The organism is Siphonobacter sp. (assembly GCF_048595215.1).
GTDB lineage: Bacteria > Bacteroidota > Bacteroidia > Cytophagales > Spirosomataceae > Siphonobacter.
This window is the reverse complement of record NZ_JBMDWJ010000161.1, coordinates 1-23,401: the sequence shown is the minus strand read 5'-3', so window position 1 is coordinate 23,401 and position 23,401 is coordinate 1. Positions and strand designations below refer to the sequence as shown.

Sequence of the window (23,401 nt, the reverse complement as noted above, 5' to 3'; positions counted from 1 at the left end):
TTCTATGCTTCGCTGGCTTCTGTTTCTTCTACCGGTATGGGCCTTTTCGCAGGCACCCGCTACGCACGATCCGAGTACCATTCTAAAAGAGGGCGATAAGTACTACTTCTTTTCAACCGGGCACGGCATCACGGTACATACCTCCACGGATTTAAAAAGCTGGCAGCAAACCGAACCCGTATTCAAAAAGGGGACCTGGCCGGAATGGATCAACACCAGCGTTCCCGGGTTCAAAGGCCACTTCTGGGCTCCCGATCTGCTGTTTATGAATGGGAAGTATTATCTGTACTATTCCTGTTCAACCTTCGGAGCTTCGACTTCGGCTCTGGGACTGGCGACGAACGTCACGCTCGATTCCGCTTCTCCGCAGTACCAGTGGCAGGATCAGGGCCTGGTGATCGAATCCAGCGACCGCAAAGGCTATAATGCCATCGACCCTAACCTGTTTCGCGATACGGACGGCAGCGTTTATCTAACGTACGGTTCGTTTTTTGGTGGAATTGCGACGGTGGAACTGGATACGTCAACCGGAAAAATCAAGACGGGAGCCACACTAACGAAAATCGCGGGCGGCAACGCTTCGGACTGGGAAGCCGCCTGTCTGATCAAAGAAGGAAAGTACTACTACCTGTTCGTGAATAACGGCCTGTGCTGTAAGGGAGTGAATAGCACGTACACCATCGTAGTAGGCCGTTCAGAACAACCCTTGGGACCGTTTCTGGACGCTACGGGTAAGGATCTGACGAATGGGGGAGGAACGATAGTACTGCGAACGTCAGGAGAATTTATTGGTCCGGGCCACGTGGGATTACTCGCCGAGAAACGACTGGTATCCACGCATTACTACGATGCCAATGATAGTGGTAAATCGAAACTGCGATTACTGAAGCTTCAGTTTAAAAAGGGCTGGCCGATCCTGACGCCCTAAGTTTATCCATCAAAACCAGGCTAACGAACTTTGCATTTGGTTACAAGCTATCTATCGTTAAAAACGTAGTAATGGCCCGTTCATTCCCATCTTTATTCCATATTTCGAAGCTTAAATAATTTTAAAAAATATATGGTAAATACAAAAATATTGTGTTATTTCGACACGATTTAAATGTATTCGTTTACAGCCTCCTGGTACCCCTATGCTTCTGAAGTATCCTCATTCCAACCGCGTGCTGGTTGCCACCGATTGTATCATTTTTGGCTTCGATGGCGAGGAACTGAAGTTGTTAGTGATTAAACGAAACTTCGAGCCAGAGCAGGGGAAATGGTCTCTGATGGGCGGATTTCTGAACGAAAACGAAGATCTGGAAGTAGGGGCTAAACGCATTCTGCACGAACTGACGGGATTGGAGAACGTGTACATGGAACAACTGCATACTTTCGGTGAGGTGCAGCGTGATCCAGTCGAGCGAACCGTATCCGTTAGTTTTTACGCGTTAATCAACATTTCCGATCACGATGCAGAATTAGCCCGTTCGAAAAATGCGTACTGGCAAAGTCTGGAAACCATGCCGGATCTGATTTTCGATCACAGTCGGATGGTGCAAATGGCCCTGCAACGCCTGCGGTACAAAGCGGCCCTGCATCCCATTGGTTTTGAATTACTTCCCGAAAAATTTACGATTCCTCAGCTACAGCGTTTATACGAAGCCATTTACAGTCAGGCTTTCGACCGCCGGAATTTTAGCCGGAAGATTCTTTCCACAAAACTGCTGAAAGATACGGGCGAAAAAAACGAACAAAGTCTGACGAAAAAAGCCATCGTGTACCGGCTCGATCAGGAACGATACCAGAAACAGTTCAATGCCTTCATTCACTTTATCAGTGATTTTTAATCGCCAGATTGTAAGGTTTTCAAGGGCGAACCAACGTCTTGAGTAGAGTTAAGAAACGAGAGGGAATACAGGTTCGAGCCATAAGAAATGCCGCAAAAAGCGTCGAATGGTGTCCGTGTATTATAATGAATGTGTCAGATTAACACTTTAGCATACAAATGGAAACAAAATACGTCATTGGCGTAGACTACGGAACGGATTCCGTACGGGCTCTGGTACTGAATGCTCAGACAGGAGCGGAGGTAGGAACGGCGGTATACGAGTACCCCCGCTGGAAACAGGGTTTGTACTGCGATGCTCCGCATTCCCAGTTTCGCCAGCATCCCTTGGATTATCTGGAAGGACTGGAATTTTCCATCAAAGGAGCCCTGGCCAATACTACGGACGAAGTACGCCAGAACGTAGTCGGGATATCCGTAGACACCACGGGTTCGACCCCCGGCCCGGTGGATGAAAACGGTACGCCCTTGTCCTTGCTGCCCGAATTTGCCGAGAATCCCAACGGTATGTTCATCCTCTGGAAGGATCACACGGCCAATAAGGAAGCTCAGGAAATCAATGATTTAGCCCATTCCTGGGATCTTGATTTTACGAAGTACGTCGGTGGTATCTATTCTTCCGAGTGGTTCTGGGCAAAGATTCTGCGTACGCTTCGCGTGGATGAAAAAGTACGGGAAAAAGCGTTTTCCTGGGTGGAACATTGCGACTGGGTTTCGGCCGTTTTGACGGGAAATACGAACCCATTAACGCTGAAACGCAGCCGTTGTGCCGCTGGGCATAAAGCCCTCTGGCACGAAGACTTCGACGGTCTGCCTTCCGAAGATTTTCTGACTCAACTCGATCCGTTACTGACGGGCATTCGTGGTCGCCTTTTCCACGACACCTATACGTCGGACGAAGCCATGGGCAAAATCTCGAAGGAATGGGCTGAAAAGCTGGGTATTTCCGACGAGGCCATCATCGGCGTAGGAGCTTTCGACGCCCACATGGGAGCCGTAGGCGGTACGATCGAAGCGTATTCGCTTTGCAAAGTGATCGGTACGTCTACCTGCGATATGCTGGTAGCTCCGACGGAAGAAATCGGTAATCTACTGGTACGCGGCATCTGCGGTCAGGTGGATGGTTCGGTCATTCCCGGTATGCTGGGGATGGAAGCAGGGATGTCGGCCTACGGAGATATTTACGCCTGGCTGCAACGCCTGGTACTGCAACCGGTTCGCGAATTACTCGGGGAAGAAGCAGCCGAAACGCTGCGTAAACAACTCATTCCACACTTATCCGAAAAAGCGGCTCAACTGCCCGTGACCGAAAACGATGCAGTCGCGATCGACTGGTTCAATGGTCGCCGCACGCCCGACGCCAATCATACGCTAAAGGGAGCTATCATGGGCCTGAATCTGGGGAGTGATACGGCTCGGGTATTCAAAGCTCTGGTGGAAGCAACGGCTTACGGTTCCAAAAATATCGTGGATCGTTTCGTGCAGGAAGGCGTCCCCATCAAGCAGGTCATTGCCATTGGTGGCGTCGCTCGCAAGTCGGCTTTTGCCATGCAAACCCTGGCGAACGTACTGGACATGCCCATCAAAATTGCTAAATCCGATCAGGCTTGTGCCCTGGGTGCGGCCATGTTTGCCTCCGTGGCAGCGGGTCTGTACGCCAACGTGAGCGAGGCTCAGGAAGCCATGTCTTCCGGGTTCGACGCCATTTATGAACCGCAGCCGGACAAGGTGGAAGTTTATAAAGTGCTTTACCAAAAGTTCCTGGATTTGGGTCAGTTTGTGGAGTTTGGCCCGCAGGAACCGGCGATACTCGGGCATTCGTAAGGTGAAGTCCAAATTCACTACAAGTGGATTCGGAATTTGTAATTCCAACAGAAACTAGTCATTGATATTCAGAAGTATACACCATGATTGACTTAAAACAATTTGAAGTCTGGTTCGTAACGGGTAGCCAGCATTTGTACGGCGAGGAAACGCTTCGTCAGGTAGATGAACATTCCAAAACCATCGCCGAGCATCTGGATCGGTCGTTGCCCGTACGGGTGGTTTTCAAACCCGTCGTGAAGACTTCGGAAGAAATTTACCGCATCATTCAGGAGGCCAACGTAGCTCCGAACTGTGCCGGGATCATTACCTGGATGCACACGTTTTCGCCCGCTAAAATGTGGATTCTGGGGTTGAAAGCTCTGCAAAAGCCCATGCTGCATTTGCATACGCAATTCAACCGGGATATTCCCTGGGGTGAAATTGATATGGACTTCATGAACCTGAACCAGTCGGCCCACGGCGACCGCGAATTCGGTTTCATGATGTCCCGGATGCGACTGAACCGGAAAGTAGTAGTTGGTCACTGGGAGCAGGAAGATGTGATTGCACAAATCAGCACCTGGTCCCGCGTATCGGCGGCTCGTTACGAAATGCAGGGCATGAAAGTCGTTCGTTTCGGCGACAACATGCGATACGTAGCCGTAACGGATGGTAACAAAGTATCCGCGGAAATGACCTTTGGGTATTCGGTGAATACACACGGCGTTGGCGATCTGGTACAGGTCGTAAACCAGATTTCGGATGCGGAAATCGACCGACTGGTTGCCGTTTACGAGGAAGAATACCGCGTGGTGAACTCCCTGCGGCAGAATGGTGAGTTCCGCCAGTCGCTGCGGGAAGCGGCTCGTATCGAGCTGGGACTGCAAGCATTCCTGGAAGACGGAAATTTCAAAGCCTACACCGACACCTTCGAAGATTTGCACGGACTGGTCCAATTGCCCGGTATTGCTTCGCAGCGACTGATGGCCGCAGGCTACGGTTTCGGTGGCGAAGGCGATTGGAAAACGGCGGCCATGGTACGTACCATGAAAACGATGGCAAGCGGTCTGCCGGGTGGTAACTCGTTCATGGAAGACTATACCTATCACTTCAATCCGGCGAATAAACTCGTATTGGGGTCGCACATGCTGGAAATCTGTCCGTCGATTGCCGACGCTCAGCCTTCCTGCGAAATCCATCCGCTGGGTATCGGTGGCAAGGCCGATCCGGTGCGTCTGGTGTTCAATTCAGCGGCGGGTCCGGCGATCAACGTTTCGATCATCGACGTTGGAAACCGTTTCCGGATTCTGGTGAACGAAGTAGAAGCCGTAGCCGCTCAGGAAGAACTGCCCAAGCTGCCCGTAGCCCGCGTACTGTGGAAACCCCAACCGGATATGCAAACGGGTTGTGCAGCCTGGATTCTGGCCGGCGGTGCTCACCACACGGTATACAGCCAGAACCTGACGACGGAATACATCGAGGACTTCGCCGATATGTTCGGTACGGAACTCGTAGTCATTGATAAAGATACTACCCTGCGTCAGCTCAAAAACGAGCTTCGCTGGAATGACGTAACGTATCGCTAGTAGGAGGGGAAGTTTGAGGAGTAGGAGGTTTGAGTGGGTTTGAAGGGTATAACGTTTGAGCGTTTTGAAGTTTGAAAAGTATAAGGTTTAAAAAGGGTTAGGTTGAAGGGAGTAGAACGGGGCCGTTTCGGGTTCGTGCATTCCTGAATAGCAAGGACTCTTCCAAAAGCAAACCTTGTACTTTTTAAACCTACTCCAACCCGCAGGATCGGGTTATAAAGGAAAACACTCTTTCAAACCTTCTACTCTTCAAACGTCAAACCCTTCAAACCTTATACTTCTCAAACTCACTCAGACTGCAACCCCCTGCCAGCTTACTCAACATTCAAACCCCATGAGTTATCAGAGCTTAAAAGAAGAGTGCTACGAGGCGAATATGCTGCTGCCCAAGCTCAACCTCGTTGTATTTACGTTCGGCAATGCTTCGGTAGTAGACCGGGAGAAGGGCGTATTTGCCATTAAACCCTCGGGTGTACCCTACGAATTTTTGCGTCCCGAAGACATCGTCATCTGTGATTTCGATGCCCAGGTAGTCGAAGGTACCAAACGTCCTTCGTCGGATACGAAGACGCACGCCGTACTCTTCAAAAACTGGGAAAAGATCGGTGGCATTGTGCATACGCACAGTACGTACGCAACAGCCTGGGCTCAGGCTCAGCTGGATATTCCGATTCTGGGTACGACCCACGCCGATCACCTGACGACGGACATTCCCTGTGCTCCGCCGATGGACGACGAAATGATCAAAGGCAACTACGAATACGAAACCGGTTATCAGGTACTCAACGAATTCGAGCGGCGTAACCTTTCCTACGAAGAAGTCGAGATGGTTCTACTGGGCAATCACGCTCCGTTTACCTGGGGGAAAACGGCGGAAAAAGCCGTGTATAACGCCGGGGTACTCGAAGCCGTGGCCCAGATGGCGTATTTGTCCTGTACCCTGCGTCCGGACGTACCTCGCCTGAAACAGACGCTGATTGACAAACACTTTTTCCGCAAACATGGGAAAGATGCTTACTACGGACAAGGCTGCTAGGCAATCCTAACCCACGAAATAATACGTATCGCTACGGACGGTGCCGTCGGTAGCGATACGTTTAACAATCCCCTTCTGCAAAACTAATCTTACTCTAAACCCATTTATGACACTCGGTCTTGAATCGCTGGACTACACGATTTTCCTGGTTTATTTCGTGATAGTGGCCGTATACGGTTACTGGGTCTTCAAAAACAAAGGCAAACAAACCGCCGATTCCAAGGATTTCTTCCTGGCGGAAGGTTCGCTTACCTGGTGGGCCATTGGTTCCTCCATCATTGCTTCTAACATTTCTGCCGAACAGTTTATTGGCATGAGCGGTCAGGCCTTTCAATTGGGTCTGGCGATTTCGGTGTACGAATTAGTCGGTGCGTTTTCTCTGATTATCATTGCCGTATATTTCCTGCCGATGTACATCAAGAACAAGATTTACACCATGCCGCAGTTTCTACAGGTACGTTACGACGGACGGCTGGCAACGATCATGGCGGTATTCTGGCTCTTGCTGTACATTCTCGTCAACCTAACCTCGATTATTTACCTGGGGGCGATCAGTCTGGAAAAAATGACGGGTTTTGGCTTCATGCCCTCGGCTATTTTCCTGACGGTTTTTGCGGTATTCATCACGCTAGGTGGGATGAAGGTAATCGGTTACACCGACGTGATTCAGGTGGTTTGTCTGGTGGTAGGGGGTCTGGCTACGACCTATCTGGCTCTGGATTTGCTGTCCGACCGGGTGGGTACGGGAGCAGGCGTTTTTGAAGGACTGGGCCTGTTGAAAGAAAAAGCCGACAGTCACATGCACATGGTCTTCTCGCCGGGTGAGTATCAGGTACACGACGGACGCGGTGGCTTCATCGATGCCTACAATCAGTTACCGGGTCTGATGATGTTTATCATTGGCGGTCAATGGATTGTGAACTTCAACTACTTCGGCTGTAACCAGTACATCACGCAACGGGCCCTCGGAGCCGACCTCAAGACGGCCCGAAACGGTCTGCTGTTTGCGTCTTTCCTGAAAGTAATGATGCCCTTTATCGTGGTATTGCCCGGTCTGGCGGCGTATGTTTTGTTCCAGGAAAATGCCGATCCGGCGATTGTGAGCGGTATTACCGAAGGAGGGGTCGTTAAGCCCGATAATTCGTATCCGGTACTGCTGAACCTCCTGCCTACGGGTCTGAAAGGTCTAGCCTTTGCGGCTCTGACGGCGGCTATCGTAGCTTCGCTAGCCGGAAAAGCGAACAGTATCTCGACCATTTACGTACTCGATATTCACAAGAAATTCTTCAATGCCAATCTGAACGAAAAACAAACCGTACGCCTGGGTCGTCTTTCCATCGTGGTGGCCTTTGGTATCGCGTTGCTGCTGAGTCCGTTCCTGCGGAACTTTGGTCAGGGCTTTGAGTACATTCAGGAGTATACGGGCTTCATTTCACCGGGTATTCTCGCGATTTTCTTACTGGGTTTCTTCTGGAACAAAGCCACGGCCAATGGTGCTTTGGTGTCGGCTCTGCTGAGTATTCCACTCTCAACGCTGTTCAAATATCAGGCTCCGGATATGCCCTTCCTCAACCGAATGGGTACAGTCTTCTGGATTTGCGTAGCCGTGCACGTAGCCATCAGTTTGCTGGAATCCAAAGGCAGGGCCAACCCCAAGGCCTTCGCTATCGAATCCAGCTGGTTTAAAGTATCCACCTCCTTCCTCGTCGGAGCCCTGACTATTACCGGGTTGATTCTGACGATTTATGGGGTCTTCTATTAAGCGTTGTTGCGTTTTGAGTTTAGAGTTGTTTTCTCCCAAATCGTTCATGATTCGTTTTTGAAATTATACCTATTGAGAAATTAGAAAGCTCGAGATACAGGTAAAGAGGGGATATTTAACTCTAAACCCAAAACCCACAATTACCTTTGCCGCATGAAAAAGAAAGCTTTAATCTTCGATATGGATGGGACGATGGTGGATAACATGATGGTACACCACCACGCCTGGCAGTCGAAACTGGCCGAGGTAGGGAAGGAGATGACGCTCGATGAAGTCATTGCTACCTGCCACGGTATGAATGATGATATTCTGGTTCGGATCTTCGGCGACCAGTATGCGTTTGAGGAACGCGACCGCATTTCCGCCGAGAAGGAAGCCCGCTACCGGGAAATTTTCCTGGAGCAGCTTCGCCTCATTGATGGCTTACCCGAGTTACTGGCCAGAGCCGCCGAACTGGATATTCCGATGGGGATCGGTACGGCGGCCCGGTACGAAAACGTGGATTACGTGCTGGATAACCTCAACATCCGGCATTACTTCAAAGCCATCGTTTGTGACCGTGACGTCAAGAAAGGCAAGCCCGATCCCAGCGTATTTTTTCAGGTTGCTCAGACGTTGGGTGTAGAGCCGGAGGAATGTCTGGTGTTCGAAGATTCCCCCACGGGAGCCCGTACGGCCTTCAACGCCGGTATGGAAGCCATCATCCTGACGACCACGCACAAAGCCGAAGAATTCGAAACGTTTACCAGCGTTCGGAAATGCGTGAAGGACTATACAGAGATTAAGCTGGAAGAGGAGTTGGCGAAGTAAGAAAATGCTGGACTTAAGTACTAAATCTTGGTACACCGTATCCAGTACTTGAAGATCAAATTTCCTATTTATGAATTGTAAAATTATAGCACGGAAATTAACCTAAATTACTATCCCAGTTGCGAACAACTTAGTAAACTCAAAAGGATTGATTAAAGACAAAGAGCTACTTCAATACCTGAAGTAGCTCTTTGTCTTTAATTAAGAAATTGCGTGAATAGTAGGTGATTATTCCGACTTAATCTTGATAAGTCGCGACTTTACACCGCATCCGCCTTTTCAACAATCACTGCCCCATTTTCTACCCGCCAGTTTTCCTGAAAGATCATCGTATCCTCTACGTCGATGTACTTCATCACGGCATTCAGTCCCTGTAGCGTCAGGTACGCGAAGCCATTGTAGCTCACATCCCGGCGGCGAAGACGGGTACGGATGCGGTCGTCCATGAAGTAGATCGGATCGTGGGTTTCGGGGGCTTTAAGTTCTACGGGCATCCCGCCGTGGCCGATGCAGCGGCCGTGTACCGTCAAACTATTTTTCAGTTCCTGCGTATGGTAAATCACCATGCGGTGTTCATGTCCGTAGATCCACGCAACGGGACGGGTAGCTTCGCCCAAAATTTCGCGGAGCTGTTCGCCGGGTTTAGGAAAGGCATTTCGAAATACCGAAAAAACGGGATGGTGGCTCAGAAAGATAAGGCCGCGGGTATCGCTAGCATCACCCAGTTTTACCTGCTCCCGTAGCCATTGAACCTGCGAATCTTTCAAACGACAATCGGGCGGGTTGATGATTTCCATAATCGGATTTCGAACGGAGGTATAGCCTGTATCCAGTCCAATGATCCGCCAATGGTCGTTTTCCAAACAGAAAAAACCCGCTTTCTGCGAAACGCGTACCCCCGCCTGATCGACGCCCATGCGGGGGAGCAGTTCTTCAAAGAAACCGCGGCCGTTGGAGTACATTTCATGATTCCCCGACAAGGCCAGACTGCCCTGCGTACCCCAGGGCCAGGAGGCATCCGGATTCAGAAAGTTGGCCCGTATCTCTTTCGGAGCCCCGACGAAATAAACGTCTCCCAGGTGTAAGGTATAGTCAGCCTGATACCGGGCTACCAACCGGCCTACCAGATCGGATTCAATGGTATCCGTGGCCCAGTCGGAAAGCAGGGCCAGAGTCGCCTCATTGGGAATTCGATACACACCCGAATCCCCGTCCTTGGGATACGACTGATACGGATAGCGTTTCCCAAATCGGCTTTTGAAATAATGGTAGACGAAACCGAAGAAATTCGACCAGAAAAACTGCCGGAGTTTGTAGGTAACCGTATCCGTCGGTACCACTTCCTCTTCAAACTCGTTTTGCAGGGTTTTGAGGTGATTTTCGACCTTATTATGACTCAGATTAACGTATTGCTTGCTGGAACGCACGGATGATCAGTTTAGCGGAGAAAGGTTTCGTTAGAAGAAGTACCAAAAGCCAGCGAAGATGTTTTCAAATGAGAAGATCTTACTAACAAAAAACGTCCCTTCCGGTAAGAAAGGGACGTTTTCATACATAAACAAATACTAGCTTTCCAGCGGTGGAATCCGCAGTACCTGACCGGGATAGATCAGATCGGGATCTTTCAGCATGGGCTTGTTGGCTTCAAAAATGACGGGGTATTTCATGACATCGCCATAAAACTTGCCCGCAATTTTAGAAAGCGAATCGCCTTTTTCTACGGTGTGATACTGTGCCTCGGGTTTCGGAGCCGTCACACGGATGCGGTTATCTACCTGTTCTACGCCAGTGACGTTACCCACAGTCAGAGCAATTTTTTCAGCGTCTTCCTGCTTGTCTACTTCGCCTTCCAGTACAACTGTCGAACCAGCCGTTTTGATGGTCAGGTTTTTGTAGGCTAGACCCAGGCTTTTTACTTTTTGTAACAAGGCTCCGGCCCGCAGCGGTTCTACTTCTTCCGGCTTGGCCTGAGCCACTTTGGTTTCTTCATCTTTACTACCGAAGAGGTTTTCGCCGACCCCTTTCATGAATGAAATCAGTCCCATAAGGATTGAGAGTTAAGGTTGAATACAAGTGAGTGTTCCTTACGAAATACAGAAAATGTCATTCCAGCACATCTTCAGATCAGGAACGGGCGAAAAGTAAGTATTTTTACGGAAAATATTGAGGAATTACTGCCAAATTCCCAAGCGGTACGAAATCAACAACTCGTTGCCCCGCCAAAAAGATAAGCGTTGATTGCGTAAATCGCCGAAAATCAGTACGTCTTCTGAGGTAAGCGGGGGAACTTTCGCCAGCTGAGGCAACGAAGTATTTAACGAATCTCCTTGACAGGCACAGGGCATATGCTGTCGGAATTCGTTAAGGATCATTAATAAAGCTTTGGTGTCTTCGACTTCGTGTTCCCGATTGTTCTCAATCTTTTGCCGTACGCGTCGCAGGTAATTTTCGTAAAAAGGCTCAAATTCAAAGCGGAGCATGGGGAAATCCCGCAGAAACACCGCCGCATTTTTGTACAGTTGAAAGTGAGGCGGATCGACAAAACCCACGAAATCACCACCCCATACTAATTGATAGTACGGCGTCAATTCCCCAATGGCTATGTACGGACCTGCGTTACGGACGAGGCGACCCCGCCGGAAAAAGCCCAGGTCGGCAGCCAGTCCCAGCTGGTGAAACGAAATCGGAGCCATACTGCGGCCTCGTCCCAGCAGTTTGGTCTGTAGTTCCGCACTTCGAAGGTCAGATATGACTTTTACTTCGTAGTTGGGCAACTGACGACGCAGCGAATCCACGAGTGAATCGCGGCGGGCCAGAAACACCTCACGCGTGGTATTGAGCAGCCAGGACCAGCGATCGTACAGATAAATGGGTTCGTCGGTTGCCGAAGCGAGGTACGTGTGCCGTTGTATACTGTCTAAAGGCGTAGTGGGGGAGCCTAGCGAGTCCGCGATTGAACCCGTCCGATGCGAACCCAGAAAGCGGACCGTACCTTTTTCATCCGCAACAAAGGCCAGCACCCGGTTGACGCCAATGGTTTTTTCGCGGATACTGTCCGTGCTGTACAGGGGGAGAATCAAATCATACAGGCTTAAGGCACTGACGCGTCGGGTACTGTCACAACGCAAAGCTTCCCAGCCGGGCAGGGCCTGCGGGAGTTGCCCGCAGGCCTGAAAGATGGTTCCGAAAAACAGGCAAAAAAGAATAAATCGCTTCAAATCGTTTCTTGTTCGTACTTTAAAAAGAGCTCGTAAAGCTTACGGGTAACGGCCCCCGGGTGTCCGGTTCCGATGGGTTTCTGATCAATTTTAGTAACGGGAACAATCCGTTTGGTCGACCCTGTAGTGAAAAGCTCGTCGGCCTGAAGCGTTTCTTCCAGCGTAACCGGACGCTCTTCCACCCGCAAAATCTGCGGAGCAAATTGGATGATGTGTTTCCGGGTAATGCCGCGTAACATGCCTTCGGCGGGCGTAATGAGCGTATCGCCTTTCACGACAAACACATTGGAACGGGATGATTCGGTAATCAGACCGTTTTCGTAATACAATACGTCGTCGGCTCTTATTTCGCGTTGCTTTCGTAATAAATAAATCGGCAACAGGTAATCCAGTGACTTGACTTCGGCGAGTTGGCGTTGGTGTTCAACGCTCATGAAGTGCAGGCCTTCGTCCGGACTTTTGAACTCGAAGGGCTTAGGAATAACGAAAAAATTGGGCGTTTCAGCGGGAGCAAACCCATCGGGAGAGTAGCCACCGGTCAGTACTAGTTTCAAACCCAGCAGAGCGTGCGGGTTCAGACGGATCAGTTCGGCAATAATTTCGCGAAGCTGCTCCCGACTGGCGGGAATCGTCAGACCCATCAGTTCCGCCGAACGCTCAAAGCGGTCGAGGTGGTCTTCCTGAAAAATGGGATGACCGTCCATGGCCCGGAAAAAATCAAAAATGCCATAGGCCCGCAACAGGCCCAGGTCGGTGATATGAAGTTGGGCTTGTTCTTCGGGAACGAACGAGCCGTTGACAAAAAAAGTAGCTGCCATGTTGAAGAAAGATATCGTCGGTCAAAGATAAGGATGGGATTTTTGATTCTTTCTCAAAGACTAATGATTACGTTTTGTAAGCAAGGTTTGAGTAGTGTATCTGTATAGATGTAGGAATTGATAAGTTCTAAATAACTGATAATTATAAACTGGCAACTAGTTTGATAGGATCACTATTTCGTCCTGTTGAGTGGGCTGGTCATTTAGTCCGTATACATTCCATGCCGGCACGCCCGCCGCTCTTTTCATGCCGCTTTAGGCCACCGCATTGCGGTGGGCCATAGCAGGCTGTCGTTAGGCGTGGAGAGGTCCAGCCTGGAAGGCTCAATGGCTACAAGACGGACTTATCTAAAGCACCAAACCCCGTCTAGGTGAATAACGAAGCTTCAAAGAATCAACACACTATGCAATGAAGAGAAGTTACGAGCCCGAACAAGGCCCAGATACATTCTAGCCAACCGCTAGGTCTTCTGCATCCACTCCATAATCCGAATCACCTCACAGGCTTCCCGTACATCATGCACCCGCAGGATCTTCGCTCCTTTTTGCAGAGCAATCGTATTGAGCACCGTCGTACCGTTGAGAGCTTCGGCGGGGGGGATGCCCAGTTTTTTCCAAATCATACTCTTACGGGATAAGCCAATCAGGAGCGGTAACTGAAAAATTTGCAGGGCTTCGACCTGAGCCAGTAGCTGGTAGTTCTGATCCGCGTTTTTAGCAAAACCAAAACCGGGGTCCAGAATAATATCTTTAATACCTGCCTGCCGGGCCAGGTGTACCCGCTGAGCCAGTTCATCGATAACTTCCGTTAGCAGGTTTTGATATTGATTCAGACTCCCCATCGTCTGGGGTGTCCCCCGCATATGCATGAGTACGTAGGGAACGTTGAGTTCGGCGACGGTGGCAAACATCGCCTCGTCCAGTAATCCGCCTGACACATCGTTGACCATTACTGCACCCGCTTCAACGGCTCGGCGAGCGACGCCCGAACGAAAGGTATCCACCGAAAGCAGTGTTTCTGGAAATGCTTCTAAAATGGTCTCTACGGCAAGTACAACCCGACGACCCTCTTCTGCTTCCGAAACTTCGGCGGCACCGGGCCGGGTGGAGTACCCGCCAATATCCAGAAAAGTAGCTCCTTCAGCGAGCATCTTCTGAGCCTGCTGGCGAATGCGATCCGGGTCTTCAAAGCGGCTGCCCGCGTGGAAAGAATCGGGCGTAATATTGAGTATTCCCATCACCACCGGCTTTTTTAGCGATACGATTTGCCCCCGGCAGTTGAGCGTAGAGGGGGTAGAAAGAAGTGCTTGCATCGTGTAAAATTACGATTAGAAGGGGCTAAAAAGGCCCTGCAATCCAATTCTGACAACTATATAATAGCTATTCAGGAAATTTCCCGGAAATATCCAATATTGACTTTGGCAATACGCGAATCGTGGGCTATTTTTGCGGGCAAATTTGCAATCTCCCAGTAACTACTCATATTCAATGGCAAACGCAGTCAATAAAGGTAAGATTACCCAAGTGATCGGACCGGTTGTGGACGTGAGTTTCGAAGAAGAAGGTTCGTCCTTGCCGGCAATCCTTGATGCCCTCGAAGTAACGAAACCCAACGGTCAGAAAGTGATCCTGGAAGTGCAGCAGCACTTAGGCGAAGATCGCGTACGTGCGATCGCCATGGACGCGACCGAAGGTTTGTATCGGGGTATTGAGGTGCTTCACTTTGGTTCGACCATTGTAATGCCATCCGGCGATGCCATCCGTGGTCGCCTCTTTAACGTGGTAGGTGATGCCATCGATGGTATGCCACAACCCAGTGCACAAGACAGCCTCTCTATTCACCGGAACGCTCCTAAGTTCGACGAACTGGCTACTTCAACGGAAGTATTGTTCACGGGTATTAAAGTAATCGATTTGCTCGCTCCTTACGTAAAAGGGGGTAAAATTGGTCTGTTCGGTGGTGCCGGTGTAGGTAAAACCGTATTGATCCAGGAGCTGATCAACAACATTGCTAAAGTATACGGTGGTTTGTCCGTATTCGCTGGTGTAGGTGAACGTACGCGGGAAGGAAATGACCTGCTTCGCGAGTTTATCGAATCAGGGGTAATCAAGTACGGTGAAGCCTTCAACCACTCCATGGAAGCGGGTGGATGGGATTTGTCGAAAGTAGACGACGAAGCTTTGAAAGATTCCAAAGCGACGCTCGTGTTCGGACAGATGAACGAGCCTCCGGGAGCACGTGCACGGGTAGCCCTTTCGGGTCTGACCGTGGCTGAGCACTTTCGTGATGGTGACGGCGAAGGTCAGGGTCGTGACATCCTGTTCTTCATCGACAACATCTTCCGCTTTACGCAGGCTGGTTCTGAAGTATCGGCTCTATTAGGCCGGATGCCTTCAGCCGTAGGTTATCAGCCCACGCTGGCTACCGAAATGGGTGCCATGCAGGAGCGGATTACGTCAACCAAGCGTGGTTCCATTACTTCCGTACAGGCCGTTTACGTACCTGCGGATGACTTGACTGACCCCGCTCCGGCAACGACGTTTGCTCACTTGGATGCTACGACGGTATTGAGCCGTAAGCTTTCTTCGCTGGGTATCTATCCCGCCGTGGATCCGTTGGATTCAACCAGCCGTATCCTGAGCCCGGATGTATTGGGCGACGCTCACTACGATTGTGCAATGGCCGTGAAAATGATTCTGCAACGTTACAACGAATTGCAGGACATTATCGCCATCCTTGGTCTGGACGAATTGTCAGAAGAAGATAAACAAACGGTATCACGGGCTCGTCGCGTACAACGCTTCCTGTCTCAGCCCTTCCACGTAGCCGAGCAGTTTACGGGCTTGAAAGGCGTATTCGTTTCGATTGAAGAAACCATCAAAGGCTTCAACAAAATCATGTCGGGTGATTACGATCACCTGCCAGAAGCTGCCTTCAACCTGGTAGGTACGATCGAAGACGCGGTCGTAAAAGGGGAGAAACTGCTGGCAGAAGCTTCTAGATAGTTTACAGTTTCTGGTTTTCAGTTGACAGCGAAAGCTTGTTGAGCCTTTACGGTCAACTGAAAACCGCAAACTGAAAACCGCAACGGCGGCCGCTCAAAACTGTAAATAGAAGACTGACTATGTTCATCGAAATCATTACTCCCGATAAGAAAGTTTTTGCCGGAGAAGCAACTTCGGCTTCATTTCCGGGTACGCAGGGTTCCTTTCAGATTCTAAACCATCACGCCCCCCTGGTGAGTACAATGGGTAAAGGCGAAGTGATTGTAGAATCAAAAGAGGGCCAAAAAACGTACATCGTAGATGGGGGCGTAGTGGAAGTACTCAATAATAAGATTCTGGTTCTGGCCGAAGCCATTTTATAAAAGCTGTGCTAACGTTTCGTGCGTTAGTCGCTGATAGTCCCGCAAGTTTTAAAACCTGCGGGACTATTTTTTTTGCCGTTTATCCGAAAGCCGGAATTTGGTAGTTTTGCTCCGAAAATATTCGGATGAAGTTCGGCGTTAACGAAGGTGTTTTTAAGTACAACATTCCATGAAAAAGCGACTACTGTTTAGTTTGATCGGGGCCCTGCTGCTCGGAGCCGTGCAGGCCCAGGTAACGGTGAAACCCCGGGTGGAAGGGCAAACGGCCGCGGATGTGTTCATTACCAAGGTAGAGCTAACCAGCCAATTTACCATTGTGTACATGCGGTACGAAGATCCGCCATTGAATATTCAGGACCGCTGGTTGCGAAAACTGAATCCGCAAATGCAGGAGACGTCGTACAGCAACGTCGCTGTTGATCCAGAGAGCGATTTACGGGTGAATCAGAAGGGGAATTTATACTCATTCAAGTTCATCAAGGCCGTAGGCATTCCGGTAAGACCCGATAAACGGGATGTGCAGCCGGGGGATGTGATCAATTTCGCGGTCTATTTCGAACGTCTCGAACCGGGCATGGAGGACTTTGATCTGTTTGAATGCCGGGATCGGGCCAACGGTTGGCGGTGCTGGAATTTTTATCACATCCATATTAAAAATCCAGCGGACAAAACGAAAAAGGATACCAAAGCTCCAGCGGTTGCTCAGGTCTCTAAAAAAACGCCTGAAGTTGCCACGGTACTGCTGAGTGGTCAGGTATACGACGCCGTAACCAAGGAACCGCTGGAAGGAAAAATTACTGTATTACGGGCGGGAGCGAAAGCAGACACGCTTCGAACCATCGGAAGTACGGGCGTTTTCCGGAAAAACGTGCGGCCCGGAAGTTATCAGCTTTCAACGGTAGTACCGGGTTACGAAACGATGACGGCGACGGTAACGGTGAAGGATAATGCCGTAGAAAAAGACTTCTATTTACGTACTGGCAAAAAACAATCTGCACCCGCCGTTGCTCCACCCGTAGCGACTGCTCCGGTTAAGCCAACACCTCCACCCGCGACTACTTCGTCGTCTATGGAAGATTTGAAAGCGGAAGTAGGCTCTAAGATTGAATTAAAGAACATTCTCTTTGAAACGGGCAAAGCCGTACTACTCACCGAATCGCAGGAAAATCTGACTCAGGTGGTTGCCTGGATGAAGAAAAATCCAACGGTTGAAATTCGACTGGAAGGTCATACGGATGCCATCGGCGATTCGCAGAAAAACATGGAATTATCCATCGAGCGGGTAGAAACCGTTAAACGGTACCTTGTCAATAATGGCATTAACGCCTCGCGTATCGAGGCGAAAGGCTTCGGCGATACGCGACCGCTGAGTACCGCTAAAAGTGACCAGGAACGCAAGGTAAACCGACGGGTTGAACTCATCGTAACCAAGAAGTAATCAATCAGGTAGAGACGCGGTTATCGCGTCTCTACTGCTTTAAAACCTTCCGATAAAGTAGACCCCCGCAAACGCAGTGAAGGGTTATAGTACGGAGAACAGGGCAAAGCCGCATCCTGGCAACTACTCCAATAGCCCTTGATGCCATGAATTACGCGGGGATCGTCCGTGGCTACGTACATTCGCTGACCCTGTAACGGGTAGGAAGTCAGCTGAGCCGCTGGATACGAATCAGGAAATATCAGCGGACTGGCTTGCCGCTTGAAGGAGGCATACAGCAGGGCCAAACTCAATACGCCAACGATTCCAAAACGGTACAAAGCCGGGACGGCCCTTCGATACGGAAGATATCCTACGACCAGAGCCGCGATGATGAAACCCATCCCAAAGCGGAATTCTGGTGCCGTAATGAACCAGAAAGCTACCCCGGCGTAGGCCGTCACCAGCACCCAAAACCAGTTGAGATACTGCATCAGAAAAGCAACAGTCTTCTTCCAGCGAAAACTGGCAAACAGGGGCCAGCCAAATAATAAAACCAACAGCAGTTGATCGGGTACGAGTTGTTGGGTAAACCAGTACGGGACCCAGCTAAAATCGAATAGGCCCTGTACCGGACTAAGTTTCGTACCGCCCGAAAGATTCAGTAATCCTTGTTCAATGACGCTTTTAGGTACTTTCCAGTCGAACGAAAACCAGTCGAGTAAGGGGGAAGTAGTGGGGTACAGGATATATCCCGTTAGGATCACATTGGCCGTCAGCCACCAGAGCAGGGGGAGCAGTCCTACTGCAATCAGGCGGGGAAGGAAGGCGTAATCTTTCTTGCGAAACGCATCAACGAATAAAAGAAGGGGAATGAGTAGGGCAACGAGTGTACTCATTTTGATGGTAAACGCCAATAACGTCAGCCACACCATCAACAAACGTTCGGACGGATTGGCGGGGCCTTCCATCTGCCGGATCAGCAGGAAAAAAAGTAAACCTACCAGCAACTGAGCCGGATGGTCAGGACTCGGCGAAGCGAGCCGCCAGTGCGAATGCCAAAGATACCATACCCCCAGTACCACAATGAGTACTTCACTGGGTTTGAAGCGTGTATTTTGCAAAAGAAGTAAGGCCCAGCACCAGACCACCGCCATGAGCCAGCCGTTGAGTACGTGAAAGGCATCAACCCCCAGAAATCGCAAGCTGAAAAAAGCCTCGGTTAGAAAGGAAGCGTTGTTGAAACCAAAGCGATAGTTCACGTTCGCTAGTCCCGGTACCACGGCATATTCCGAGATCCAGCGAATCATGGGAGCGTGGTAGCCGCCTGTATCCGCCACGCGGGGCAGGTGTGTCGTACGGGTTAGAATGACGAGAAAACCGAGCACGCTTACGCCCCAGAAAAACCAGGAACGCGGGAGTTGCAGCGTACGAACGACGCTAAGCCAGTACTTTCGACGAAGCCAGCCGCCAATCAATAGTCCCACTAACACCAGCAGGTGGACCGCTTGCCCTACGGGGACCAGTAGCCAGCCATACCCCAATCCATTCATCAGACCCGCCCAGCCGAGTATAGCCAGAAAAGGAAGCGGCACCTGCAGAGCGGTACGGCCCAGTTTCTGAAAGCCCATTCGTACCAGATCGCCCGCCAAAAGACAAAGCAGCGAGATGTACAGCCAGAGCAGCAGGGTAATCAGCATGAGAAAATAAGGTTAAACCGGGGTAACACAAATGGCTGATGCAAGCACCAGCCATTGTTTAATAATCGTACAAAGATACGCTTACTTCCGTCGAGAATCAATGACTACGCCTGCGACGATGAGCAGGATCAGGGCAATGTTACTGACCAGATCAATCGTCATGCCGGTTTTCCAAACGGGGGGATCGAACTTGAATTCAATCGTGTGCGTACCCGCTGGAATGCGTAAACCGCGTAAGAGGTAGTTCACCCGGATGTGCGGTACTTCCTTACCATCGATGTAGGATTTCCAATCAGTATTGCCTTTGTAGAAAATCTCCGAAAATACGGCCAGCTGTTCGCTGTTCGCCTTACTCTCGTACTTGAGTTGATCGGGCTGGTAGGCGACCAGTTGAATCGTATTCGTTGAATCGTACTGAAGGGTCGTCAGGCCTTTCAGATCACCCGCGTACCGTTGATCAATCAGGGCCGTTTGTTTGGGATTGAGCGTTTGCAGAGCCGTCATTTCCGCGTTGGCATCGGGAACCAGGCGGTAATTTTGCACGAACCAGGCATTCCCCAAAGCTTCGGGATTTTGCTGGGCTACGTCCTGGTTGCTTTGCGGGTCGCGTTGAATGACGTATTTGGCGTTGAGCATGTTGATCACCCCCATGAAGTTTTTGGGCAATGCATACTCCATCAGTTCCGAGTATCGCTTGAGTTTAGCCGCGTGGTATCCGCCCAGTGATTTGTGGAAGTACGAAGCGTTGGCATCGCTCATGAAGTAACCCCGATTATCCAACACCCGATAACTCAATCCTTTATCCTGTAAAATCTGCTCATCCACGGGCGAAGGGGCAATCCGCTCCTGTGCCTGCCGCTTGGTGGTAAAGTCGTCGTTATTGAAATACCGCTTGTCGATGAAGAAAAGATCGAAGTACGTTAGTGCAATCAGAACTACGACTAGTACCGTTTCTTTTACCTTATTCGTCACGTACAGCCAGACCAAACCCGTGGCCAGTACGATGAAGATCAGGGTACGTAACGCATCGGCCCGGAGAATAGAACCCCGGTCTTCAATCATAGCTCGCAAAACATCCGGACCAAAAGCGGGATCACCGAACATCTGTCCCAGCTGAGCACTCTCATTGGGCTTACGTAATTCGAGAAGAGAAGGACCTACTAACCACAATAGCAAAGCTAGACCACCCGTGAGAGCAAAGCTGGCAATTAGTCCCGTTTTGATTTCAGCAAAGCTGGGTTTCCGACTCAGTAACGTTTCGATAGCCAGTACCGCCAATAAAGCCAGTAGGAATTGGATGATACTGAGCGTCATAGTAACCGCCCGGAACTTGTTATAGAGCGGGAAGTGATCGAACATGAAATCACCAAAAGCCGCAAAGTTTTTACCCCAGGCAATGAAGAGCATCAGGATCGTAGCTCCCAGTACCCACCACTTGATCCGGTGTTGTACTACAAACAAACCCAGCACCGCCAGGAAAATGAGTACTGCACCCGCGTAAGCCGGACCACCATTGATGGGAAGATCACCCCAGTAGGTAGGCATACCTCCTTCAACAATCTGCTTGGCCTGAGCTGAATCGAGTCCGCGTTGCAGCAGTAATTTATACATATCGGAACCGTCTGTTAACGGTTCACCAGAAGCTCCGCCGTAGACGCGGGGAATCAGCAGAGTCAACGTTTCACCAATACCGTAACTGTACTCAAATGCATAACTACGATCCAGACCGTTTTGGGGAGCGGCAGTTGCTGCGGGAGCCGCTTGGCCGGGTTGGGTCGGTTTGGCCAGCGAAAGTTCCGTTTTACCGCGAGTGGTTTCTTTGGTATAGTCCAGCGTAACCAGTAAACGTCCACCGTAGCTACCGATACCAATGGCCGCCGAAACCGCCAGGACAATACCCGCGGTAATCAGGTTTTTCAGTCGACCTTCCTTAATCTGAACCACGGCTTCCATAATAATATAGGGAACCAGGGCCAGACCAAAATAGTAGGTAATCTGTAAGTGGTTCGAGGCTAGTTCCAGACAGAGAAACAAGGCCGTAACCGCTCCGCCGATCCAGTATCTACCCCGTAAAGCCAGCATTACCCCAGCCAGAATACCCGGCATATAAGCCAGTGCGTACATTTTGGAAACGTGTCCGGCTTTAATGAAAATCATGTTGTACGAACCAAAGGCAAAAGCTACGGCTCCGAGTACCGCCAGCCAGCGGCGTACGCCCATGGTGGTAAGCAGTACATACATACCCAGCATCATCAGAAAAACGATGCGGATGGTTTCGGGAATGATGAGTAAGGTAACGGCTACGGTCTTACCGACGAAGGTGTAGGGATAATCGCCAGCTACCATGTACGCAGGCATGCCACTGAACATTGAGTTGGTCCAGAGTGCCCAGCGGCCCGTCGCTTTGTAAAATTCATTGAGTTCCTGAGCACCCGCCTGGGCCTGCTGGATATCGTGCATACCCAGCACCTTGCCCTGCAAATTGGGCGAAGCGTATAGAGCAGCGAGTACAAACAGAACCAGTAGGGCGAGTAAATGAGGGAGTAACTTGCTTAGCGTGGATTTCATGCGTGCAGAGATAGAAACCACAAAAATAGAAGATACGGCAGACTGTGAAGCGTTGCAGGGGAAAAAGGTTTAGTAGGTGGAGCCTATAGATATGAATAAACGTACGACGTACACTGCAGAGAACTACTAATCCTAACAAGAGATAATGAGCAAGCGGCTTTCCAGAATGCTCTAAAAGCTGCTCTTTCGGTTTTGTAAATCCGAAAGAGCGGGGGAACTAGATAAAGTGCATATTCGAAAAATATGGATTATTCTTTTACAAGGACGAATGAAGTTATCATTAGGAAACAAGGCATATTGAGCTGTATACTTGCTCTTAAATTTTATCTCCACCACCTAACCATTGTATGTTTTACCGATCATTATTGACATCATTCGTTATACTCTCTTCTTTTTCCTGTTTTGCTCAAAAGAACTATCAACCCGGTTATGTAGTAATCAATAAGTTGGATACTGTACGTGGCTATATCGATGATAAAGACTGGAATGAAAGCCCAACTCAAATCTCTTTTAAAAGAGATTTGAAACAAAATGAAGAAATTATTACTTCGGAGCAAGCTCTAGCGTTTTACATCGCTGCTGAAAAAAAGCTTTATAAGTCTCATCGGTTGCGTTTACTACTAGTGACCAATGATGTCTATGCTTTTGTACCTGATACCTATTTAGAGCAAACGTTATTCTTGGAAAAAATATACCAAGATCAAACGGTTAGCCTATTTCGGGGCAAAAGCCCAAATGATCACCGCGAACGCTTCTTTGTTCAAAAGAAAGAGGTTTTTCAAGAGCTTATTAATTTTAAATACAATAAGATTAAAGAGGGCCAGCAATATGCAGTAGAGGTAGCAGAATATAAAGATCAACTTGCCCAATTAACCGCAGATGCTCCTGATTTTTCATTTTCTTCTCCTGCTTATTTTGCGAATAGTCTTATCCGGTACCTGAGTTTATACAATGAAAAGTTAACGGGTACTAAGACGCTACAAAAATCTATTGATCGCAAAATCGCTGTTTTTGTGGGAGTAGGGGTCGGTGCAGAACGTCTGAATAGTTATGATTTAAATAGAAAAGAAAGTTATTTGACAGGCGGCATTACTTTACGAATGAATATGCCCCGTAATAATCAAAATGCTTATATAAAACTCAACTACTTTCTAATACCTGGAATGTATTACTATAATTTCTTTACTGCCAAGGGAGAGCCAAGAATGGGTAAGGCTTGGGAAGCAATGGTGGGAAGTTACCTATGCAGATCTAAGGTCCAACCCTTTTTTAGTATTGGGTTAGGGCATTATTCCATAAAACCCCCTAAAGAGATATATACTCCTGCTTTTAGTTATACTATCTTGCAACCGAGTGCTGGAATTAGTTATAAGAAAAGACTTGAACTAGAAATAGCTCACTTTTCTCGTTTACTTTTCAAGATGAGAGAAGAAACCCCCTTCTTCATTCCTCCCAGAATCTCTTTAAATTATTACCTGAAAATT

At 49.4% G+C, this 23,401-nt stretch carries 18 protein-coding genes; 11 read left to right on the top strand and 7 right to left on the bottom strand.

What is annotated here, in order from left to right; translation table 11 throughout:
- Positions 1-4: 4 nt before the first annotated feature.
- The 7 genes from ACOJTG_RS09520 (at position 5) to ACOJTG_RS09490 (ending at position 8,828) form a co-directional block, all read left to right on the top strand.
- Positions 5-928: an arabinan endo-1,5-alpha-L-arabinosidase gene (locus tag ACOJTG_RS09520; protein ID WP_420153606.1), complete on the top strand. Its 924-nt coding sequence runs from the start codon at positions 5-7 to the stop codon at positions 926-928.
- 205 nt (positions 929-1,133) lie between these two features.
- Complete coding sequence (locus ACOJTG_RS09515; protein WP_420153605.1) at positions 1,134-1,829, top strand: NUDIX hydrolase; 696 nt, start codon at positions 1,134-1,136, stop codon at positions 1,827-1,829.
- Between the two features lie 158 nt (positions 1,830-1,987).
- Positions 1,988-3,652 (top strand): ribulokinase, encoded by a 1,665-nt coding sequence (locus tag ACOJTG_RS09510; protein WP_420153604.1) that lies wholly within the window; start codon positions 1,988-1,990, stop codon positions 3,650-3,652.
- A gap of 83 nt (positions 3,653-3,735) precedes the next feature.
- On the top strand, positions 3,736-5,220 hold the full coding sequence (gene araA, locus ACOJTG_RS09505; protein ID WP_420153603.1) for an L-arabinose isomerase: 1,485 nt from the start codon (positions 3,736-3,738) through the stop codon (positions 5,218-5,220).
- Between the two features lie 334 nt (positions 5,221-5,554).
- Positions 5,555-6,256 carry an L-ribulose-5-phosphate 4-epimerase gene (locus ACOJTG_RS09500; RefSeq protein ID WP_094810522.1) on the top strand — a complete coding sequence of 234 codons (702 nt, stop codon included), beginning with the start codon at positions 5,555-5,557 and terminating at the stop codon, positions 6,254-6,256.
- A 106-nt stretch (positions 6,257-6,362) separates the two neighbouring features.
- The gene (locus tag ACOJTG_RS09495) at positions 6,363-8,018 is read left to right on the top strand and encodes a sodium/sugar symporter (protein ID WP_420153602.1); all 1,656 of its coding nucleotides are present in this window, start codon (positions 6,363-6,365) and stop codon (positions 8,016-8,018) included.
- 153 nt (positions 8,019-8,171) lie between these two features.
- Positions 8,172-8,828: an HAD family hydrolase gene (locus ACOJTG_RS09490; RefSeq protein ID WP_420153601.1), complete on the top strand. Its 657-nt coding sequence runs from the start codon at positions 8,172-8,174 to the stop codon at positions 8,826-8,828.
- Positions 8,829-9,088: 260 nt separating this feature from the next.
- On the opposite strand, the gene ACOJTG_RS09485 is transcribed toward ACOJTG_RS09490, so the two are convergent.
- The 5 genes from ACOJTG_RS09485 to folP all read right to left on the bottom strand — a co-directional run bounded on the left by ACOJTG_RS09485 (position 9,089) and on the right by folP (position 14,177).
- Positions 9,089-10,255, bottom strand: a complete 1,167-nt coding sequence (locus ACOJTG_RS09485) for a metallophosphoesterase (RefSeq protein WP_420153600.1) — start codon at positions 10,253-10,255, stop codon at positions 9,089-9,091.
- 138 nt (positions 10,256-10,393) lie between these two features.
- Positions 10,394-10,873 (bottom strand): peptidoglycan-binding protein LysM, encoded by a 480-nt coding sequence (lysM, locus tag ACOJTG_RS09480; RefSeq protein ID WP_104709800.1) that lies wholly within the window; start codon positions 10,871-10,873, stop codon positions 10,394-10,396.
- A 126-nt stretch (positions 10,874-10,999) separates the two neighbouring features.
- Complete coding sequence (locus ACOJTG_RS09475) at positions 11,000-12,046, bottom strand: M15 family metallopeptidase (protein WP_420153599.1); 1,047 nt, start codon at positions 12,044-12,046, stop codon at positions 11,000-11,002.
- Complete coding sequence (locus ACOJTG_RS09470; RefSeq protein WP_420153598.1) at positions 12,043-12,864, bottom strand: aminotransferase class IV; 822 nt, start codon at positions 12,862-12,864, stop codon at positions 12,043-12,045. The genes ACOJTG_RS09475 and ACOJTG_RS09470 overlap by 4 nt, the downstream gene beginning before the upstream one ends.
- 461 nt (positions 12,865-13,325) lie before the next feature.
- Positions 13,326-14,177, bottom strand: coding sequence for a dihydropteroate synthase (gene folP / locus ACOJTG_RS09465; protein WP_420153597.1), 852 nt, complete (start codon positions 14,175-14,177; stop codon positions 13,326-13,328).
- A 175-nt stretch (positions 14,178-14,352) separates the two neighbouring features.
- Between folP and atpD the strand changes: the two genes are divergently transcribed.
- The 3 genes from atpD to ACOJTG_RS09450 all read left to right on the top strand — a co-directional run bounded on the left by atpD (position 14,353) and on the right by ACOJTG_RS09450 (position 17,670).
- The gene (atpD, locus tag ACOJTG_RS09460) at positions 14,353-15,870 is read left to right on the top strand and encodes a F0F1 ATP synthase subunit beta (protein WP_420153596.1); all 1,518 of its coding nucleotides are present in this window, start codon (positions 14,353-14,355) and stop codon (positions 15,868-15,870) included.
- Positions 15,871-15,989: 119 nt separating this feature from the next.
- Positions 15,990-16,232 (top strand): FoF1 ATP synthase subunit delta/epsilon, encoded by a 243-nt coding sequence (locus ACOJTG_RS09455; protein ID WP_420153595.1) that lies wholly within the window; start codon positions 15,990-15,992, stop codon positions 16,230-16,232.
- A 169-nt stretch (positions 16,233-16,401) separates the two neighbouring features.
- Positions 16,402-17,670 (top strand): OmpA family protein, encoded by a 1,269-nt coding sequence (locus ACOJTG_RS09450; RefSeq protein ID WP_420153594.1) that lies wholly within the window; start codon positions 16,402-16,404, stop codon positions 17,668-17,670.
- A 20-nt stretch (positions 17,671-17,690) separates the two neighbouring features.
- On the opposite strand, the gene ACOJTG_RS09445 is transcribed toward ACOJTG_RS09450, so the two are convergent.
- Both ACOJTG_RS09445 and ACOJTG_RS09440 read right to left on the bottom strand, forming a co-directional pair.
- Positions 17,691-19,349, bottom strand: coding sequence for an LIC_10190 family membrane protein (locus ACOJTG_RS09445; RefSeq protein WP_420153593.1), 1,659 nt, complete (start codon positions 19,347-19,349; stop codon positions 17,691-17,693).
- Positions 19,350-19,430: 81 nt separating this feature from the next.
- Complete coding sequence (locus tag ACOJTG_RS09440) at positions 19,431-21,917, bottom strand: hypothetical protein (protein WP_420153592.1); 2,487 nt, start codon at positions 21,915-21,917, stop codon at positions 19,431-19,433.
- A 347-nt stretch (positions 21,918-22,264) separates the two neighbouring features.
- Here ACOJTG_RS09440 and ACOJTG_RS09435 point away from each other — a divergent pair.
- Positions 22,265-23,401 (top strand): hypothetical protein (locus ACOJTG_RS09435; RefSeq protein ID WP_420153591.1); only part of this gene is annotated, 1,137 nt, incomplete at its 3' end.

Bases quoted from the DNA above. Each gene is read 5' to 3' on its own strand.
- ACOJTG_RS09490 (WP_420153601.1), top strand. From the start codon at position 8,172: ATGAAAAAGAAAGCTTTAATCTTCGATATGGATGGGACGATGGTGGAT.
- ACOJTG_RS09510 (WP_420153604.1), top strand. From the start codon at position 1,988: ATGGAAACAAAATACGTCATTGGCGTAGACTACGGAACGGATTCCGTA.
- ACOJTG_RS09500 (WP_094810522.1), top strand. From the start codon at position 5,555: ATGAGTTATCAGAGCTTAAAAGAAGAGTGCTACGAGGCGAATATGCTG.
- atpD (WP_420153596.1), top strand. From the start codon at position 14,353: ATGGCAAACGCAGTCAATAAAGGTAAGATTACCCAAGTGATCGGACCG.
- araA (WP_420153603.1), top strand. From the start codon at position 3,736: ATGATTGACTTAAAACAATTTGAAGTCTGGTTCGTAACGGGTAGCCAG.
- ACOJTG_RS09450 (WP_420153594.1), top strand. From the start codon at position 16,402: ATGAAAAAGCGACTACTGTTTAGTTTGATCGGGGCCCTGCTGCTCGGA.
- ACOJTG_RS09495 (WP_420153602.1), top strand. From the start codon at position 6,363: ATGACACTCGGTCTTGAATCGCTGGACTACACGATTTTCCTGGTTTAT.
- ACOJTG_RS09445 (WP_420153593.1), bottom strand. From the start codon at position 19,349: ATGCTGATTACCCTGCTGCTCTGGCTGTACATCTCGCTGCTTTGTCTT.
- ACOJTG_RS09470 (WP_420153598.1), bottom strand. From the start codon at position 12,864: ATGGCAGCTACTTTTTTTGTCAACGGCTCGTTCGTTCCCGAAGAACAA.
- lysM (WP_104709800.1), bottom strand. From the start codon at position 10,873: ATGGGACTGATTTCATTCATGAAAGGGGTCGGCGAAAACCTCTTCGGT.
- ACOJTG_RS09455 (WP_420153595.1), top strand. From the start codon at position 15,990: ATGTTCATCGAAATCATTACTCCCGATAAGAAAGTTTTTGCCGGAGAA.
- folP (WP_420153597.1), bottom strand. From the start codon at position 14,177: ATGCAAGCACTTCTTTCTACCCCCTCTACGCTCAACTGCCGGGGGCAA.
- ACOJTG_RS09440 (WP_420153592.1), bottom strand. From the start codon at position 21,917: ATGAAATCCACGCTAAGCAAGTTACTCCCTCATTTACTCGCCCTACTG.
- ACOJTG_RS09515 (WP_420153605.1), top strand. From the start codon at position 1,134: ATGCTTCTGAAGTATCCTCATTCCAACCGCGTGCTGGTTGCCACCGAT.
- ACOJTG_RS09520 (WP_420153606.1), top strand. From the start codon at position 5: ATGCTTCGCTGGCTTCTGTTTCTTCTACCGGTATGGGCCTTTTCGCAG.